We start from the raw sequence: 14,487 nt of genomic DNA, 5'->3' as shown, positions 1-14,487 counted from the left end.
TTTGTTTTATAATTCCCGCCTGCTTATCCGCCGTGAGGAATGCCATGTCATCCGCCATCAAGATTCGCCAGGTCGGCATCGTCGATGTCGACGCCGGGCAAAATGTCACCGTCGTAGAGCCCTGTAATCTGTACGGCTGCCGACTCGGTGACGGGGTGTTCGTCGGCCCCTTTGTCGAAATCCAAAAAAACGTCAGCATTGGCGCCCGCAGTAAAATCCAGTCTCACAGCTTTATCTGCGAATATGTCACCATCGGCGAGGACTGTTTTATCGGCCACAACGTGACCTTCGCCAACGATCTGTTCAAAGATGGCGCCCCCAATGCCGATCCGGCAAGCTGGGGCCGCACGCGGATTGGCGACGACGTCTCCATCGGGTCCGGCGCCACGGTACTGGCGGTGGAAATCTGCAGCGGAGTGGTGATCGGCGCCGGTGCGGTGGTCACCAAAAACATCACCCGCAAGGGGATTTACGCCGGCAATCCAGCCCGCCTGCTAAGGGAACTGACCCCATGAGCGAAGCGATTCAAATTACCCCGGTGACCCAGTTGCCCGACGGATACTTGACCGGCTGCGACTTCAGCTTTCAGATTGCCCACTACGCCCAACCTATTTTCAACGCGCCGATTGACAGCTGGCCGCTGCTGCCGGTGACGCCGTTTCGCAAGCACTACCCGCTGGCACCGTTCGTCAATGATGAAAGCGAAACCTTTCTGGCGCGTCATCGCGGGGAGGCGGTCGGCCATATCACGCTGAGCAATAACTGGAATGGCTATGCGCTCATCGAGGAGATTGTCGTCAGTGCTCATGTGCGCCGACTCGGCGTCGCCACCGCGCTGCTGGAGAGCGCACGACTCTGGGCGCAACGTCACGAAACCGCCGGGCTTATGCTGGAAACGCAAAACACCAATTTGCCTGCCTGCCGCTGCTACCAGCGCTTTGGGTTTATCCTCGGCGGCATCGATCATCTGCTGTATCGTGCTCAACCTGATATTCCCGATCACGAAATTGCCCTGTTCTGGTATCTGCCGTTTAACAGCGAAATCGGGTATTAAGCGATCGCCGAACGTTGAGGCTATGTTTAAACATTAACCATCCTGGCCATGGTGAGAACTGTTATCATTTCTACGATCACAAGCCGAACCATTGGAGGGTAAAATGTACAAGGTAGTTTCAATGATATTGGCTATTGCGCTTAGCGGTTGTGCAGATAAAATTCCGGTCGGGCAAACACCTGAACCCATCACTACCCCACCTGCAGATCTCAAGGCCAGCATGGACAACGACACGTTAAACAAACTCAATGAGCTTCTCGCCCTGCGCGCCAAGGCAACGCCCGAACAACGGCAGGATAACGGCCGCATGATCGACCTGCTGTCGCGACCTTTCCTCGGCACGCCCTACGTCGCCAACCGGCTGATTGGCTCGCAGACTACGCCGGAAGAACTGGTGATCGACTTCCGCGGTCTGGATTGCTTCACCTACATCGATTATGTCGATGCGCTGCGCCAGGCCAACAGCCAGGCTGACTTTGTACAGCGGCTGATTCAAATCCGCTATGCCAATGGCGATATCAGCTTCCTGAAGCGTAAACACTTCTTCACCGACTGGTCGCATCAGGCCAAAACCAACGTAACGGACGTTACAGCCACGCTCAGCCCGCATACCGTGACGCTGGTGAAAAACCTCAATCAAAAATCAGACGGCAGCAGCTATCTGCCAGGGCTGAAAAACGTTCGACGCAGCATTACCTACCTGCCCAGCGAGGCGATTGACGACAAGGTTCTGGCCCGGTTGCACACCGGTGATTACATCGGTATTTATACCAACCTGGCCGGTCTGGACGTCACCCATACCGGTATCTATATCATGACCGAAAACGGCCCAGTATTGCGCAATGCCTCGTCGCGTAAAGAGAATATGCAGGTGGTGGACTCACCGTTTATGGAGTACGTCCAGGCTACGCCAGGCATCGTGGTGCTGCGCGCCAAATAACATTCCCCTCCCCCTTCAGGCTTTGCGCTTGCCGCTAACGGCGTAGCGTTTTGCAAGAGGGGGATTTAAAACTTCCCGTTATGAGCTATAAGCGTTTGTGCTGAGCAAGCGTTTGACTTCCCCGCAGGTTCAGGCTTAGCTAGCAGCACAAAACCAACTGATTTCATTGTTTTTTTCAGGGAGCACTCGATGACCAAAAGCTGGCGTTATACCCCTCTGCTGGCGGCGTTTGCCGCGGTGCTGGCACTGCAGGGCTGTGAACAGAAAACCGATCAGAATCACATCAAGGTAGGGGTCATCAACGGCGCGGAACAGGACGTAGCGGAAGTCGCCAAGCAGGTGGCGAAAGAGAAATACGGCCTGGATGTTGAACTGGTCGGTTTCAGCGGTTCATTGCTGCCCAATGACGCCACCGACAAAGGTGAACTGGATGCCAACGTTTTCCAACACCGGCCATTCCTCGAACAACAGAATAAAGATCACGGCTACAAACTGGTGGCGGTAGGCAATACCTTTGTGTTCCCGATGGCCGGCTATTCGAAAAAAATCAAATCGCTGAAAGAGCTGCAGGACGGCGCGGTTATCGCTATTCCGCTGGATCCCACCAACCTCGGCCGTGCGCTGCTGCTGCTGGAAAAAACTGGCCTGATTAAGCTGAAACCGGGCAAGGGGCTATTGCCGACCTCACTGGATATCAGCGCCAACCCGCATAACTACAAGATTATGGAGCTGGAAGGCGCACAGCTGCCGCAGCTGCTGGATGATCCGAAAGTCACCGTGGCAATCATCAGCACCACCTACATTAATCAAACTGGCCTGACGCCAACCAAAGACGGCATTTTCATCGAAGACAAGGATTCGCCGTACACCAACATCATCGTGACGCGTGAAGACAACAAGGACGCGCCGAACGTACAAAACTTCATCAAAGCCTACGAGTCGGATGAAGTGGCCAAAGCCGCCGAAAAGATCTTTAACGGCGGTGCGGTCAAAGGCTGGTAAAACAGCGCTCCACTGGCGAGCACCTGTGCAGGTGCTCGCACTTTTAATCTCTCCCCAAGTTCAGTCCCCTACCTTCGCCGCCCTCGGTCCGGCAGCCAGTCAAAACCATTCCGCAGCTCATTACAGCCCCGAACGCCAGTCTCACCGCACCGGGTAAATCATTGGCCGCGCAACACCCAACATTCTCTGCGTTCATCCCCGTTTACAGCCACATTTGCGGGGCGACGGCCAAAAATTGCTTTGGCAAAAGTGTCGACTACAATTCAATCGAAATACCTCCCTACAAAGTCATCATTCAATAATATTAGAGGTGATTATGTTACAGAAACACGAAAACGTAATAAGTATGACTACGCTTAGCCGTCAGGCCACCCAACAATTAACGCCGTCGTTTTCTGCATTGCCCCATACGCAACACGCTGACGGAAAATACCGCTTACGGCGCTATTCGGTAGTCAAACATCTCAATGGCCATGTGGTAGAGGTTGGCCAACGCAATTTCGTGCAGTCCGATGAGATCAATCACTTCCAGGGCAACGTGGTACGCCATTTTGAACCCATTGATAGCGACGTGTTGCAAAGCGCCGGCATGGATGAAATGTGTAATCTGTTCGCGGAAAGTAATGATTTACCCGAAGGCGCGGAGATAGAAATTCACCAGATGCGCGTGGTCGCCATTCATAATGAAACGCAGGTCGCGCCGGAAGGGATCCATCAGGATGGTTTTGATCATATCGCGATGATTGCTATTCATCGGCAGAATATTGTCGGCGGCGAAATCATGTTATACGCCGATAATCACCAGCCTCCCTTCTTTAAAAAAGCGCTGGCGGACGGCGAGGCCGTTTTACTGGCGGACAGCAAGTTATGGCATAACGCCACGCCGATCAGCGCCATTGTCCCGGAAGAAGAAGGACACCTGGATATATTTGTCCTGACTGCCCGCGGAGAAAAAGCATGACTTTTACGCCCGAACTCGCCAGAGCCCAGTTTAGCGCGCTGACCCAGCATTATAACGATCAACCGGTGATCTTCTTCGATGGCCCTGGTGGGTCTCAGGTTTCACGAGGCGTACTGGAAAAAATGACGGACTACCTGGGGAAATATAACGCCAATCTGGGCGGGCACTATTTTTCCAGCCACGTGACCGGCGAAGTGATGAATAATGCCAGGGAGTCGGTGCGCGCCTTATTAAACGCGCCGACGCCCGATAACATCATTTTTGGCATGAATATGACCTCGCTGACATTCCATCTCAGCCGAATCATTAGCCGTCACTGGCAGGCCGGCGATGAGATTATCGTCACCGAACTGGATCACTACGCCAATGTCTCCAGTTGGCAACAGGCGGCAAACGATAAACAAGTCACCGTGCATCAAATCCCCCTGCAACAAGCAGACTGTTCTTTGGATGTTGCCCGGCTGTGCGAACAGATCACCGCTAAAACCCGTCTGGTGGCAGTGACCTACGCGTCCAACGTGACCGGCAGCATCGTCGATATTAAAACCATCACCGAAGCCGCTCACCGGGTCGGCGCTCAGGTTTATGTCGATGCCGTGCACTATGCCCCACACAATCTGATCGATGTGCAGGCATTGGGCTGTGATTTTTTAGTGTGCTCCGCCTATAAATTCTTTGGTCCGCACATCGGCATGGCCTATATCGCGCCGCAGTGGTTACAGCGGCTGCAACCCTATAAAGTCGAACCGGCTACCGACGTGGGGCCAGGACGTTTTGAGACGGGTACTCAGAGTTTTGAAGGGCTGGCAGGAGTCACGGCAGCCGTTGACTACCTGGCGCAATGGGGAACGCCCGGCGCGTCCTTAAGGCAGCGTTTGCAGGAAAGCTTTGCCGACTATCATCGCCATGAAGAGAACCTGTGCCGTTATTTTTTGCAGCACCTACAGCAAATAGACGATGTGCAACTGTACGGTTCCCCTCAGGCGGATTGCCAACGCCGCACGCCCACCTTTGCACTGACCTTTAAGCGACATGCCCCCGAACAGGTTGCGCGCCGATTAGGCCGGCACAATATCTGCGTCGGCAGCGGGCACTTCTATGCGCAAGGCTTAATCCAACGGCTGAACCTGCAAGACAGCGGCGGCGTATTGCGCATTGGAATGATGCATTACAACACCCTGCAGGAAATCGACACGCTGTTTGAGCTGCTCGTTAGCGAAAGGTAGCAGCATATAGATCCACAAAGCCCAGCCCCCTGGCTGGGCTCAGACTGCTGACACCCCTGCATATGGGTTAAGTCGGTAGGGGTCGAACATGTTCACCCGATTTAATCTGTTGATTATGTAATAGGTCGCAGCATGCAGCGCCCCCACTACGAAACAACAGAGCACTTTGCTAATGTTCCCTAAGGCAAACGCCCTCCTCCGTTGCCAAAAATATCCTTAACTCCGCTATTGACCCTCACGCTACGTCAGGTTTTAGTATCCCGGAACGCACAAGGGAGGAGCACACCGATGTTATTGAAAGTGGGCGAACTGGCCCGCCGTTCCGGCATTACCGTCCGGACGCTGCATTATTACGACAGCATTGGCTTGCTGGTTCCTTCTGCGCGTTCCGACGCCGGGTATCGGTTATACAACCGGGCTGACATCACTCGCTTGCACCACATTCAGGCATTGCGCCGAATGGGCGTCTCGTTGGCAGAGGTCGGGGCAATTTTGGCGCGTTCGGGGATGGCGCTCACTTCGGTGATACAACAGCAAATCGTCATGCTGGAGCGGCAGTTGGAACAGACCGCTGCGCTGCGCGATCGTCTGCAGCATATGCATGCTCAGCTCACCGCCGGGGACGAACCGGAACTGAACGACTGGCTGACTACGTTGGAGTTAATGACCATGTACGATAAATATTTTACCGCAGACGAACTGGCCCAATTGCCTTTCTATCAGGCCGACCCGAGCCGCAATCAGGAGTGGGCTGAGTTGGTCAGCAGCATGCGCCAATTGATCGATGGCGGCGTTGAACCTCAAGCGTTGCAGGCCCAGGCGTTGGCGCGTCGTTGGATGCTGATGCTGGAACGCGATACGGCGCGTAATCCGGCGTTTCTCACCCGACTCAACGCCATGCATGCCGATGAGCCCGCGATACGCGAACAAACCGGCATTACCCCGGCTATGACCGACTATGTGACCCGTGCATTCGCCGAAACCAAGCTGTCAATCTACCAAAAATACCTGTCGGCGGAAGAATACGCCCATGTGCGCCAGCACTACTTTACCCGCCTGCAGGAATGGCCGGCACTGATCGCCCAGTTCCATCAGGCGCTGAATGAGGGCATACCGCCAGAGTCAGCGCGGGCAAAACAGCTGGCAGCCCAATGGCTTGAACTGTTCCAGTCCTACGCCGGTCCCCACCCGGCCACCCAGATGAAAATCCGCCAGGCCATGGAGCAGGAACCGACGCTGACGGAGGGCACCTGGCTGACCCCGCCGCTATTACGCTACCTGCAGCAGGCGGTGGCGCACTTCATGCGCGGCTAGCCCGGTTTTTTCCCCCGTCCGAATGCTGCTCGCAGCGGCTCCCGGCGCATGGCGAAGATCGTCATGCGCCATTTTTTCGTTTCGCGGATGGGTATAACTTTTTTTTATCTTCAGCATAAGAAAGCCCAATTTTCCTTGTCGCCAGGCGCGGCGCATAATGCGCTTATCTTCTGATTTCCAAGGTAAACATGAATCACTATGCCCCACACCGCTCCGCTGATCCTCACCGACGCTACGCCGGACGACATAGCCGCCATCCAACAGATTTACGCCCATCACGTGTTATTCGGCGCCGCTTCGTTTGAAGAAACGCCCCCCACGCAGGAAGAAATGCGGCAGCGGCTGAGCAAAGTGCAAGAGGCCGGGCTGCCCTGGCTGGTGGCCAAGCGGGGTCATCTCGTCGTGGGCTACTGTTACGCCACGCCTTATCGACCGCGTCCAGCCTATCGATTCACCGTGGAAGAATCGGTATATATCGCCGAAGGGCAACAGGGTCAGGGCATCGGCAAAGCGCTACTGATCGAGCTGATTGCCCGCTGCGAACGGGGGCCGTGGCGCCAAATGTTGGCTGTCGTCGGCAATGCCGGGGAAAACCATGGCTCGCTGGCCTTGCATCAAAAACTGGGGTTTGGCAGCGTGGGGACGCTAAAGGCGGTAGGGTTTAAATTGGGTAAGTGGCGCGACACCCATATCATGCAGCGTGCGTTAGGCGCAGGTGGCGACAATCCCCCCTGATGGGCTTGCAGCGAGCAATTTGCGAATTATCGACTACAGTAAATAATGATTTCATCAGGTTAGCGAAAACTCGCGCCGTCATTCAAATCAATTGGGAGAGACGAATGAAAATCATTCTGTGGATTGTCGCTATTATCTTTATCGTTGGCCTGCTCACCATCACCGGCGTGTTCAAGCTGATCTTTTAAATGACCCCGCGCCGACAGGCGCGGGATTAGCTTAGGCCTTTAAACGTCCCCGGATCGCCCCCAGAGCCGAAACCACCAGCAGGACTACGCCGCCGGCAACCAGACCAAACACCACGTTGAGCAAGGCGGGAATCACGCCCTGCAGGATCTGACCGAAGGTAGGCACCACGGTGGCGTACGACGCCCAGTCCTCAAACAAATGATGCACCGGCGGCAAGCCGTGGGTCAGGATGCCGCCCCCGACCATAAACATGGCGATGGTGCCGACTACCGACAGGGTCTTCATCAGATAAGGTGCCGCACTGACAATACCGCTGCCGATTGAGCGGGCCAACGCACTGCTTTTACGGCTCAGATACAACCCCAGGTCGTCGAGTTTGACGATGCCGGCCACGATGCCGTAAACCCCCACCGTCATCACAATCGCGATACCGCACAGCACAATCACCTGCTGGCTGAAGGTCGCCCCGGCCACGGTGCCCAGAGTAATGGCAATAATTTCGGCCGACAGCACAAAATCGGTGCGGATAGCCCCTTTCACCTTGCGTTGTTCATAGGCCGCCACGTCTTCATTGGCGTTCAGCGCCTCTTTATTCTCTTCCCCATCCTGTTTTTTGTGGGTCAGGCTGTGAAACACCTTCTCGAACCCTTCGTAACACAGGTAAGCCCCACCCACCATCAGCAGCGGCGTGATCGCCCAAGGGGCAAATGCGCTGATCAGCAACGCCAACGGCACCAGGATCGCCTTGTTGATAAACGAGCCCTTGGCCACGCTCCACACCACCGGCAGCTCGCGATCGGCCTTTACGCCGGTGACCTGCTGCGCGTTAAGTGCCAGATCGTCTCCCAATACCCCGGCGGTTTTTTTCGCCGCCATCTTGGTCATCAGCGAGACGTCGTCCAGCAGTGAGGCAATATCGTCGATTAAAGTCAGTAAGCTACTTCCAGCCAAAGTGGTTCATCCTTTTCATATTCACGAGTCACGATCTCTTCGTCGAGATTCATACTACAACATTAATGATTGTCGATTTGCTAATGAATATTTTAGTGGAGAAATAACGATTGGGAGGAGAGACGGGGGATAAACAGGAAGTATTGCTGGATGATTGCCCAGGTGGTTGCAGCAAATCATCCAGTGGGTGAAAGCGTATAGCCGTGCCGGTCATCAGGTTACCGCGCCCTAAGAAGCGGCGATAACCGTTAAAAAAAATCACCCGGCATTCAGGCTGCTCTGGTTATTTTTCAAGGCTTCCAGCGCGCACTGCTGGTCAAGATCCCCACCCGGTGCCCCACCAATGCCAATGGCACCGATGACCATGTCCCCAGATTTCACCGGTACGCCACCTGCCAGCAACAGGAAGCCCGGGATATCGCGCAGGTTTGCCGCCCCTGGGTTAGCCTGAGCATTCTTCATCACGTTTTCCGTCGGGTTTTTGGTGCTGAGGGCGGTAAACGCCTTCATGCGGCTGGCTTCGATCGTATGCGGACCGGCGTTATCCATTTTCTTGATGACAAGCGGGGTACCGGCGCGATCGACCAGCGTGACGGCGACGTTATAGTTTTTCACACTGCAGGCCTGAATAGCGCTCTGAGCCAGTTTATCGGCCAGGTCGAGGGAAAGGTTTTTTTCACTGAGAACGCCGCCGGCCATGCTGGCGAACGACGTCACGCTGCTGAGTAAAATGATGCTTGAAATGATGATTTTCATACTGGCTTGCTCCTTGCTTGTCCCTTGTGGATATCAGGAATAGTAAAAGGTGCAGCCGCAGCACACTATTGGCGTGATTACCTACGCGATTAAGTAATTTTACCTAGAATGCCTTTGGGACGGGACTTGCGCCCCATTTTCATCAATAACAAAGCGTTGTTACATTTTTTTCAGCAGCGCCAGCTCGCCATATTCGTTCATCAGTTTGGGCAGAGAATTGACGTCCAGCTTGGCGAAGATATTGGCTCGGTGGGCCTCCACGGTGCGCGGCGACAGTGCAAAAACGCGAGCGATCTCCTTGCTCGAATTCCCCTGCATAATGTGCTCAAAAATATCCTGTTCGCGGGCAGTCAACGTAGCCAGCCGGTGTTGCATCAGGCGTATTTTTTGTTGCCGCTCCTGCAAGTTCTGCTGCTGTTCCAATGCGCTGCCGACCACTTCGAACAGCAAATCGGCGTCGATCGGTTTGGTCAGGAATTCGAAGGCACCGTTTTTAAAGGCTCGCCGGCATAAATCAATGTTCGCGTGCCCGGTCATGATGATCACCGGGATCGCCAACCCTTGCCGTTGCCATTCCTCCAACAGCGTCAGCCCGGTTTTGCCCGGCATCCTGATATCCAGCAGCAGACAGCCGGTTAAACCATGCAGCTCACCGACGCCTTGCTGAAACGCCAACGCACTGCTGTAAGTACGGGTTTGCCAACCGACGGTACCCAGCAAGGCGCTAAGCGAGGAGAGAATGGCCGGTTCGTCGTCAATAAGGTAAATGGTTTGGTTCATCATCTCTCCTCAGGGTGTATCGGTAACCAGAGTCGGAAGCAGGCCCCTTGCCCGACAATATTCGTCGCTTCGATGGTGCCGTTAAGACGTTGGATCAGCGTATCCGTCAAGGCCATCCCCAATCCTATGCCCTGGGCGCGCGTGGTGAAAAACGGCATAAAGACATGCTGAAGAGCCTGTTCCGATAGCCCTGGGCCACCGTCAGTCAGGGTTAAAGCAATCCCCTCGTCGGTGGCCGTGGCTGCCAGGTTGATCCAGGCCGTCCCGACAGCATTATTTTCTTGCGCCTGAATCGCATTGCTGGCGATGTTGTGCAGAATTTGCTCTATCCACAGCGGCGGAGCAAACAGCCTGGGCAAATTGTCAGGAATGCTGCTGTTAATTTTGACTTTATTGCCCCGAATTTCATTGTCCAACAGCGTCCTCACCCGGGCCCAGAGTGCGCCCAGCGCGACGGGTTGATAATCGACTCGCTCACTGGTCAGCTTCTGACGAAATTGCTGCAGCAATGCGTCGGTGCGCTTGATCTGAACCACGGCGGCCTCAAGCAACTGCGGCAGTTGTTCGGTGTGCTGTTGCCGAACCAGGCGCAAGGCCGTTTGGTTGTAACTCAAAATCGCGGTGAGGGGCTGGTTAAGTTCATGCACGATACCGGCGGTCAGTTCGCCCAGGGTATTGAGCCGTGTGATTTCGGCGTAATGGGCACGCAGATCGGCGATATCTCGCCGCCGACGGTTGGTTCGATATTGGTTAATCAAGTAAAGCACCAGTCCCCAGAACAATGCAGGGGACAGGATCAGGGACCAGGGCAGCGTAGCCCAGTTCGGATCGTCACCGGCGGCCAGCACAAAAGGCTGCGACTGGCTGGCTATCACCTTTTCCCATTGCCAATAGTAGGAAGCCTGCGCCGCCCCGCGCTCAAATAAGGTCTGACCGTTCCAACGCACCACCAGGTGCCGGAAGCCGTTTTCTCCCACCAATTCGTTCATCAATTGGTTCAGATCGATCAACAACGACTGGTTACCGGCATTGAGCCAGTAGCGCCCATTTTGTTCCACTACGATGAGCCGTCGCGGTTCAATACCAGGATGAGAACGCCAATCGATGATTTGCGGAAAGATCCTCTGCACTTCCCGGCTGTATTGGCTGGCCGGCAATAACGGAATGATGGCGTCGTGCTGTGAAAGCTTCACCGTCACGTCGCGATAAAGTATACGAAAATCAGCGCTTTTCTCTTCGTACTGCTGCTGCAAAAAATAGGCTGTCAGCCCGCCGCTGGAGAGCAGAGCCAACGCTAACCAGCCCATTATCTTGAACATACCCATCCATCCCTGCGCAAATTTTCTGAACGCTTAAATACCATAAAAGAGCGGGTGCGGGTATCTCAGCCGGCATCACCGGCAGGCACGTTCAGTTGCCAGGACAGGCCAAAGCGGTCGTTCAACCATCCGAAGCGCGCGCTGAAACCATAATCATCAATCGGCATAAGCACCTCGCCGCCCTCTGCCAAGCGGGCGAAGATCCTTTCAAGCTCCGCCTCGGTGGCCAAGTTCACGTGAAGCGAGACCGCCGGGGTAAAGCTGAAGTCATGGCTGACCGGGCTGTCAATAAACACCAGATTATGCCGATCAAAATCGATGGTAGCCTGCTTGATCCGTCGCGGCCCGCCATCGCGCTCATCAAAATGCAGCAGTTGCTGAACCTGGAAACCGGCAAACAGTTCGCTATAAAGATCTATCGCCTGTTGGGCCTGGCCCTGAAACATGACAAAGGTAGAAACGTGGCTCATGGGATGCTGCCCTCGCGTGCAATATGGTATTAATTGATGATAGCGGATGGATACGCCTTCACGGCGATTGAAAGGAGGAAATATGACCGTCATCCACCGTCAGGCCCAATTGAGCGATCTTGCCGGCCTGCAGGCGCTGTACAGGGAGTTACGCCCGCAGGATCAGCCGCTGCGCCCGGATAATGCCCAGCGTACTTTGCAACGCCTGCTCGACAATCCGGCGATTCGTCTGGTGGTCAGCGTGGTCGATGACCAACCGGTGGCGACCTGCATGCTGGCGATGGTGCCGGGGCTGGTGCATCAGGGGCAACCCTTCGGCATCATTGAGCACGTGGTCACTGCTCAGGTGTATTGCGGACAAGGTATTGCTTTAGCGATGCTTGAATACGCATTGCAACTGGCATGGCGGAAAGGTTGCTACAAAGTGATGCTGCTCTCCGGTCAACAGCGCACCGGGGCACATCAGCTGTATCTGCGCGCCGGGTTCGACGGCGATCGGGAGCGGGGTTTTGTGATCCGGCGCCCTGAGGGACGGTAACGGCCTGCGAACAGCTCCGCAGGCCACAGCATCGATTATTCGGTTTCGTTCTTCGCCAGACGGGCGTCTTTCTGCCGACGGTAGTCACGGGCAGCGGCAGGGATTGGCGTCACCTTACCGGTTTCGATCCAACTGCGCAGGCGGTTGGCATCGGCGAAGTGGGTATACTTGCCAAAGGCGTCCAGCACCACCAGCGACACGGAATGACTGCCGATCATGGTGCGCATCGCCAGGCAGTGTCCCGCTTCGTTAGTGAAGCCGGTTTTGGTCAGCTGGATGTTCCATTTCGGGTTGTATACCAGATGATTGGTATTGCGGAACGGCAGCGTATAGTTCGGATCCTTGAAGCTCGCCATGCGTTCGGTGGTGGTGCTGAGCTGGCCAATCAGCGGATATTGCTTGGTAGCGATCAACAGTTTGGTCAGGTCGCGGGCGGTAGAGACGTTTTTGATCGACAGCCCGGTCGGTTCCACATAATGCGTGTTGGTCATGCCCAGCGCCCTGGCTTTGGCGTTCATCGCTTTGATAAATGCACCGTACCCACCCGGGTAATGATGCGCCAGACTGGCTGCAGCGCGGTTTTCCGACGACATCAGCGCCAACAGCAGCATATCTTTACGGCTGATCTCACTGTTCAGCCGTACGCGCGAATAGACCCCTTTCATCTCCGGCGTCTGGTGAATATCCACCGACAGCATTTCATCCAGCGGCAGATGGGCGTCCAGCGTCACCATTGCCGTCATCAGCTTGGTGATGGAGGCGATCGGCACCACTTCATCCGGGTTGCGGGCATACATCACTTTGTGGGTCTGCATATCCACCACCATGGCGCTGCCGGAAGCCAGCTCAGGCTGGGCGGCCCGGGTGACGGCGTTATTTTCGCTGGCCAGCGCGCGCGGCGCGAAGCCTGCCCCTGCCTGCAAAGCGAGCAGGGCTAGTACCAAAACACGTTTTTTCACATGCATTACTCTGTCACTGAAGAAGATGAAGGTCTTATTTGGCCGAATTATATGTGAGGGGTCTTCCGTTGGCACTGGGATTATGTCAGCCGATTTGTGACAAATTCTGTCGGAGAGATAATTGCGCAAACCGCGAGCGCTCTGGGATGAACGCCCGCGTTGAAAAAGTTACAGTGCCGGTTGCCAGGCCGACTGCGGCAACAGGTACAACCCAGGGGCCTGGCGTGCGCCGTCCCCGACGATATGGCCAATGCCTGCCGCCATCACCGCCAGCGTCACATCGAAGGCATTCAGGCTGTCGCCGTAGCCCGCCGTCAGATTGAACATTGAACCATTGGCCAACAAGTACAACTGTTTGTCGCCAAGTTGGTAGGCATTTACAAACGGCATAGGCTCGCTGTGCGGCAGGTTCTGCAGGAAACCGACGTCAATTTCCGCCGTTACATGGCCGACGTTGAGGATGAACACCCCGTCTTTCGCCTGCTGCAGATGCTGCGCTGACAGCACGTTTTTTGCCCCGGTTGCCGTGGCAATTACATCGGCCTGGCCGACCGCGCTGGCCAAATCAACGACCGCCCAGCCGTCATAACGCGCCTGCAGCGCACGCGCCGGATCGATTTCCGCCACGATCACCTGGCCGCCGTAAGCTTTCGCCGCTGCCGCAACGCCCTGCCCAACCAAACCATAGCCAATCACCAGCACGCATTTCTCATGCAGCGTCAAATGGGTGGTCTGGAAGAAGGTATGCCAGGCGGTCAAGCCGACCATGTGACGGTTATGCAGCCCTTCTTTTACCGGCAAATCGTCCCAGTTAAAAATAGGATAGCGCGGTGCCATACCGTTCAGTCGACTGATGCCGGAACCTGTCGCTTCCAGCCCGGCGATAATCTGCGGGCCGTCCGCAGACTGGTGCAGGCGGGTAGTCAGATCCGCCCCCATTTCGCACAGGTGGGTAGGCCCCCAGGCCAGTGCGCGGTCAAACGATGCCGACCAATCGGCGTCGCTCATGTCGCGCCAGGCGTGAGCCTGTGCCCCACGGCGTTCCAGCCAGGCGACCACGTCATCCTGTACCGTGGTCGGGTTGCAGGTGGTCAGATAGATGGCAGCGCCCTTATCCAACAGGCCCGCCACCAGCGGGGCCATTTTCAGATCCAGGTGCATATTGCACGCCAGACGCACGCCGCTTAAATCCGGCAGTGCAGCAACGGCCGCCCGGGTACGCGGCATGTGACGCATCGCCCAGTTCAGCTCACTTTCAAAATCCTGATACATCTGTCGCTCCTCTACTGCGCC

16 protein-coding genes are annotated in these 14,487 nt (G+C 55.6%); 9 read left to right on the top strand and 7 right to left on the bottom strand.

Annotation, left to right across the window (positions count from 1 at the left end; all coding sequences use genetic code 11):
- The first annotated feature begins 44 nt into the window (after positions 1-44).
- The 8 genes from EBA31_RS05735 to EBA31_RS05700 all read left to right on the top strand — a co-directional run bounded on the left by EBA31_RS05735 (position 45) and on the right by EBA31_RS05700 (position 7,232).
- Positions 45-515 (top strand): acyltransferase, encoded by a 471-nt coding sequence (locus tag EBA31_RS05735; protein WP_122077695.1) that lies wholly within the window; start codon positions 45-47, stop codon positions 513-515.
- Positions 512-1,054: a GNAT family N-acetyltransferase gene (locus EBA31_RS05730; protein ID WP_046374208.1), complete on the top strand. Its 543-nt coding sequence runs from the start codon at positions 512-514 to the stop codon at positions 1,052-1,054. Before EBA31_RS05735 ends, EBA31_RS05730 begins: the two co-directional genes overlap by 4 nt.
- Before the next feature lie 103 nt (positions 1,055-1,157).
- Positions 1,158-1,994 carry a DUF1460 domain-containing protein gene (locus tag EBA31_RS05725; protein ID WP_046374209.1) on the top strand — a complete coding sequence of 279 codons (837 nt, stop codon included), beginning with the start codon at positions 1,158-1,160 and terminating at the stop codon, positions 1,992-1,994.
- A 189-nt stretch (positions 1,995-2,183) separates the two neighbouring features.
- Positions 2,184-2,996 (top strand): MetQ/NlpA family lipoprotein, encoded by an 813-nt coding sequence (locus EBA31_RS05720; protein ID WP_020825771.1) that lies wholly within the window; start codon positions 2,184-2,186, stop codon positions 2,994-2,996.
- A gap of 316 nt (positions 2,997-3,312) precedes the next feature.
- Positions 3,313-3,957 (top strand): 2OG-Fe dioxygenase family protein, encoded by a 645-nt coding sequence (locus EBA31_RS05715; RefSeq protein ID WP_041414315.1) that lies wholly within the window; start codon positions 3,313-3,315, stop codon positions 3,955-3,957.
- The gene (locus tag EBA31_RS05710; RefSeq protein ID WP_122077694.1) at positions 3,954-5,183 is read left to right on the top strand and encodes a cysteine desulfurase-like protein; all 1,230 of its coding nucleotides are present in this window, start codon (positions 3,954-3,956) and stop codon (positions 5,181-5,183) included. The genes EBA31_RS05715 and EBA31_RS05710 overlap by 4 nt, the downstream gene beginning before the upstream one ends.
- 288 nt (positions 5,184-5,471) lie before the next feature.
- Entirely contained in the window at positions 5,472-6,497 is a 1,026-nt protein-coding gene (locus EBA31_RS05705; RefSeq protein WP_122077692.1) for a MerR family transcriptional regulator, read from the top strand.
- A 198-nt stretch (positions 6,498-6,695) separates the two neighbouring features.
- Positions 6,696-7,232 (top strand): GNAT family N-acetyltransferase, encoded by a 537-nt coding sequence (locus tag EBA31_RS05700; RefSeq protein WP_122077690.1) that lies wholly within the window; start codon positions 6,696-6,698, stop codon positions 7,230-7,232.
- Between the two features lie 219 nt (positions 7,233-7,451).
- On the opposite strand, the gene EBA31_RS05695 is transcribed toward EBA31_RS05700, so the two are convergent.
- The 5 genes from EBA31_RS05695 to EBA31_RS05675 all read right to left on the bottom strand — a co-directional run bounded on the left by EBA31_RS05695 (position 7,452) and on the right by EBA31_RS05675 (position 11,697).
- Complete coding sequence (locus EBA31_RS05695) at positions 7,452-8,372, bottom strand: DUF808 domain-containing protein (RefSeq protein ID WP_046374213.1); 921 nt, start codon at positions 8,370-8,372, stop codon at positions 7,452-7,454.
- 258 nt (positions 8,373-8,630) lie between these two features.
- Positions 8,631-9,128 (bottom strand): heme-binding protein, encoded by a 498-nt coding sequence (locus tag EBA31_RS05690; RefSeq protein WP_122077688.1) that lies wholly within the window; start codon positions 9,126-9,128, stop codon positions 8,631-8,633.
- Between the two features lie 159 nt (positions 9,129-9,287).
- Entirely contained in the window at positions 9,288-9,908 is a 621-nt protein-coding gene (locus EBA31_RS05685) for a response regulator transcription factor (protein WP_020825762.1), read from the bottom strand.
- The gene (locus EBA31_RS05680) at positions 9,908-11,227 is read right to left on the bottom strand and encodes a sensor histidine kinase (protein ID WP_122077686.1); all 1,320 of its coding nucleotides are present in this window, start codon (positions 11,225-11,227) and stop codon (positions 9,908-9,910) included. Before EBA31_RS05680 ends, EBA31_RS05685 begins: the two co-directional genes overlap by 1 nt.
- 65 nt (positions 11,228-11,292) lie before the next feature.
- The gene (locus tag EBA31_RS05675; protein ID WP_041414313.1) at positions 11,293-11,697 is read right to left on the bottom strand and encodes a VOC family protein; all 405 of its coding nucleotides are present in this window, start codon (positions 11,695-11,697) and stop codon (positions 11,293-11,295) included.
- 82 nt (positions 11,698-11,779) lie between these two features.
- Here EBA31_RS05675 and EBA31_RS05670 point away from each other — a divergent pair, with 82 nt between their 5' ends.
- Positions 11,780-12,235 (top strand): GNAT family N-acetyltransferase, encoded by a 456-nt coding sequence (locus EBA31_RS05670; RefSeq protein ID WP_122077684.1) that lies wholly within the window; start codon positions 11,780-11,782, stop codon positions 12,233-12,235.
- Positions 12,236-12,270: 35 nt separating this feature from the next.
- On the opposite strand, the gene pbpG is transcribed toward EBA31_RS05670, so the two are convergent.
- Positions 12,271-13,200 carry a D-alanyl-D-alanine endopeptidase gene (gene pbpG / locus EBA31_RS05665; RefSeq protein WP_122077682.1) on the bottom strand — a complete coding sequence of 310 codons (930 nt, stop codon included), beginning with the start codon at positions 13,198-13,200 and terminating at the stop codon, positions 12,271-12,273.
- A 162-nt stretch (positions 13,201-13,362) separates the two neighbouring features.
- Positions 13,363-14,466 carry an adenosylhomocysteinase gene (locus tag EBA31_RS05660; RefSeq protein WP_046374218.1) on the bottom strand — a complete coding sequence of 368 codons (1,104 nt, stop codon included), beginning with the start codon at positions 14,464-14,466 and terminating at the stop codon, positions 13,363-13,365.
- Between the last annotated feature and the right edge of the window lie 21 nt (positions 14,467-14,487).

The sequence above is a fragment of the Serratia sp. P2ACOL2 genome (assembly GCF_003691565.1).
Classification (GTDB): Bacteria; Pseudomonadota; Gammaproteobacteria; order Enterobacterales; family Enterobacteriaceae; genus Serratia; species Serratia liquefaciens.
Note: the sequence above shows the minus strand (reverse complement) of the source record. Positions and strands in the feature narration are given on the sequence as shown.

Coding starts and splice junctions, on each gene's coding strand:
- EBA31_RS05680 (WP_122077686.1), bottom strand. CDS start 11,227: ATGTTCAAGATAATGGGCTGGTTAGCGTTGGCTCTGCTCTCCAGCGGC.
- EBA31_RS05700 (WP_122077690.1), top strand. CDS start 6,696: ATGCCCCACACCGCTCCGCTGATCCTCACCGACGCTACGCCGGACGAC.
- EBA31_RS05710 (WP_122077694.1), top strand. CDS start 3,954: ATGACTTTTACGCCCGAACTCGCCAGAGCCCAGTTTAGCGCGCTGACC.
- EBA31_RS05730 (WP_046374208.1), top strand. CDS start 512: ATGAGCGAAGCGATTCAAATTACCCCGGTGACCCAGTTGCCCGACGGA.
- EBA31_RS05690 (WP_122077688.1), bottom strand. CDS start 9,128: ATGAAAATCATCATTTCAAGCATCATTTTACTCAGCAGCGTGACGTCG.
- EBA31_RS05725 (WP_046374209.1), top strand. CDS start 1,158: ATGTACAAGGTAGTTTCAATGATATTGGCTATTGCGCTTAGCGGTTGT.
- EBA31_RS05660 (WP_046374218.1), bottom strand. CDS start 14,466: ATGTATCAGGATTTTGAAAGTGAGCTGAACTGGGCGATGCGTCACATG.
- EBA31_RS05715 (WP_041414315.1), top strand. CDS start 3,313: ATGTTACAGAAACACGAAAACGTAATAAGTATGACTACGCTTAGCCGT.
- EBA31_RS05735 (WP_122077695.1), top strand. CDS start 45: ATGTCATCCGCCATCAAGATTCGCCAGGTCGGCATCGTCGATGTCGAC.
- pbpG (WP_122077682.1), bottom strand. CDS start 13,200: ATGCATGTGAAAAAACGTGTTTTGGTACTAGCCCTGCTCGCTTTGCAG.
- EBA31_RS05670 (WP_122077684.1), top strand. CDS start 11,780: ATGACCGTCATCCACCGTCAGGCCCAATTGAGCGATCTTGCCGGCCTG.
- EBA31_RS05720 (WP_020825771.1), top strand. CDS start 2,184: ATGACCAAAAGCTGGCGTTATACCCCTCTGCTGGCGGCGTTTGCCGCG.
- EBA31_RS05685 (WP_020825762.1), bottom strand. CDS start 9,908: ATGAACCAAACCATTTACCTTATTGACGACGAACCGGCCATTCTCTCC.
- EBA31_RS05675 (WP_041414313.1), bottom strand. CDS start 11,697: ATGAGCCACGTTTCTACCTTTGTCATGTTTCAGGGCCAGGCCCAACAG.
- EBA31_RS05705 (WP_122077692.1), top strand. CDS start 5,472: ATGTTATTGAAAGTGGGCGAACTGGCCCGCCGTTCCGGCATTACCGTC.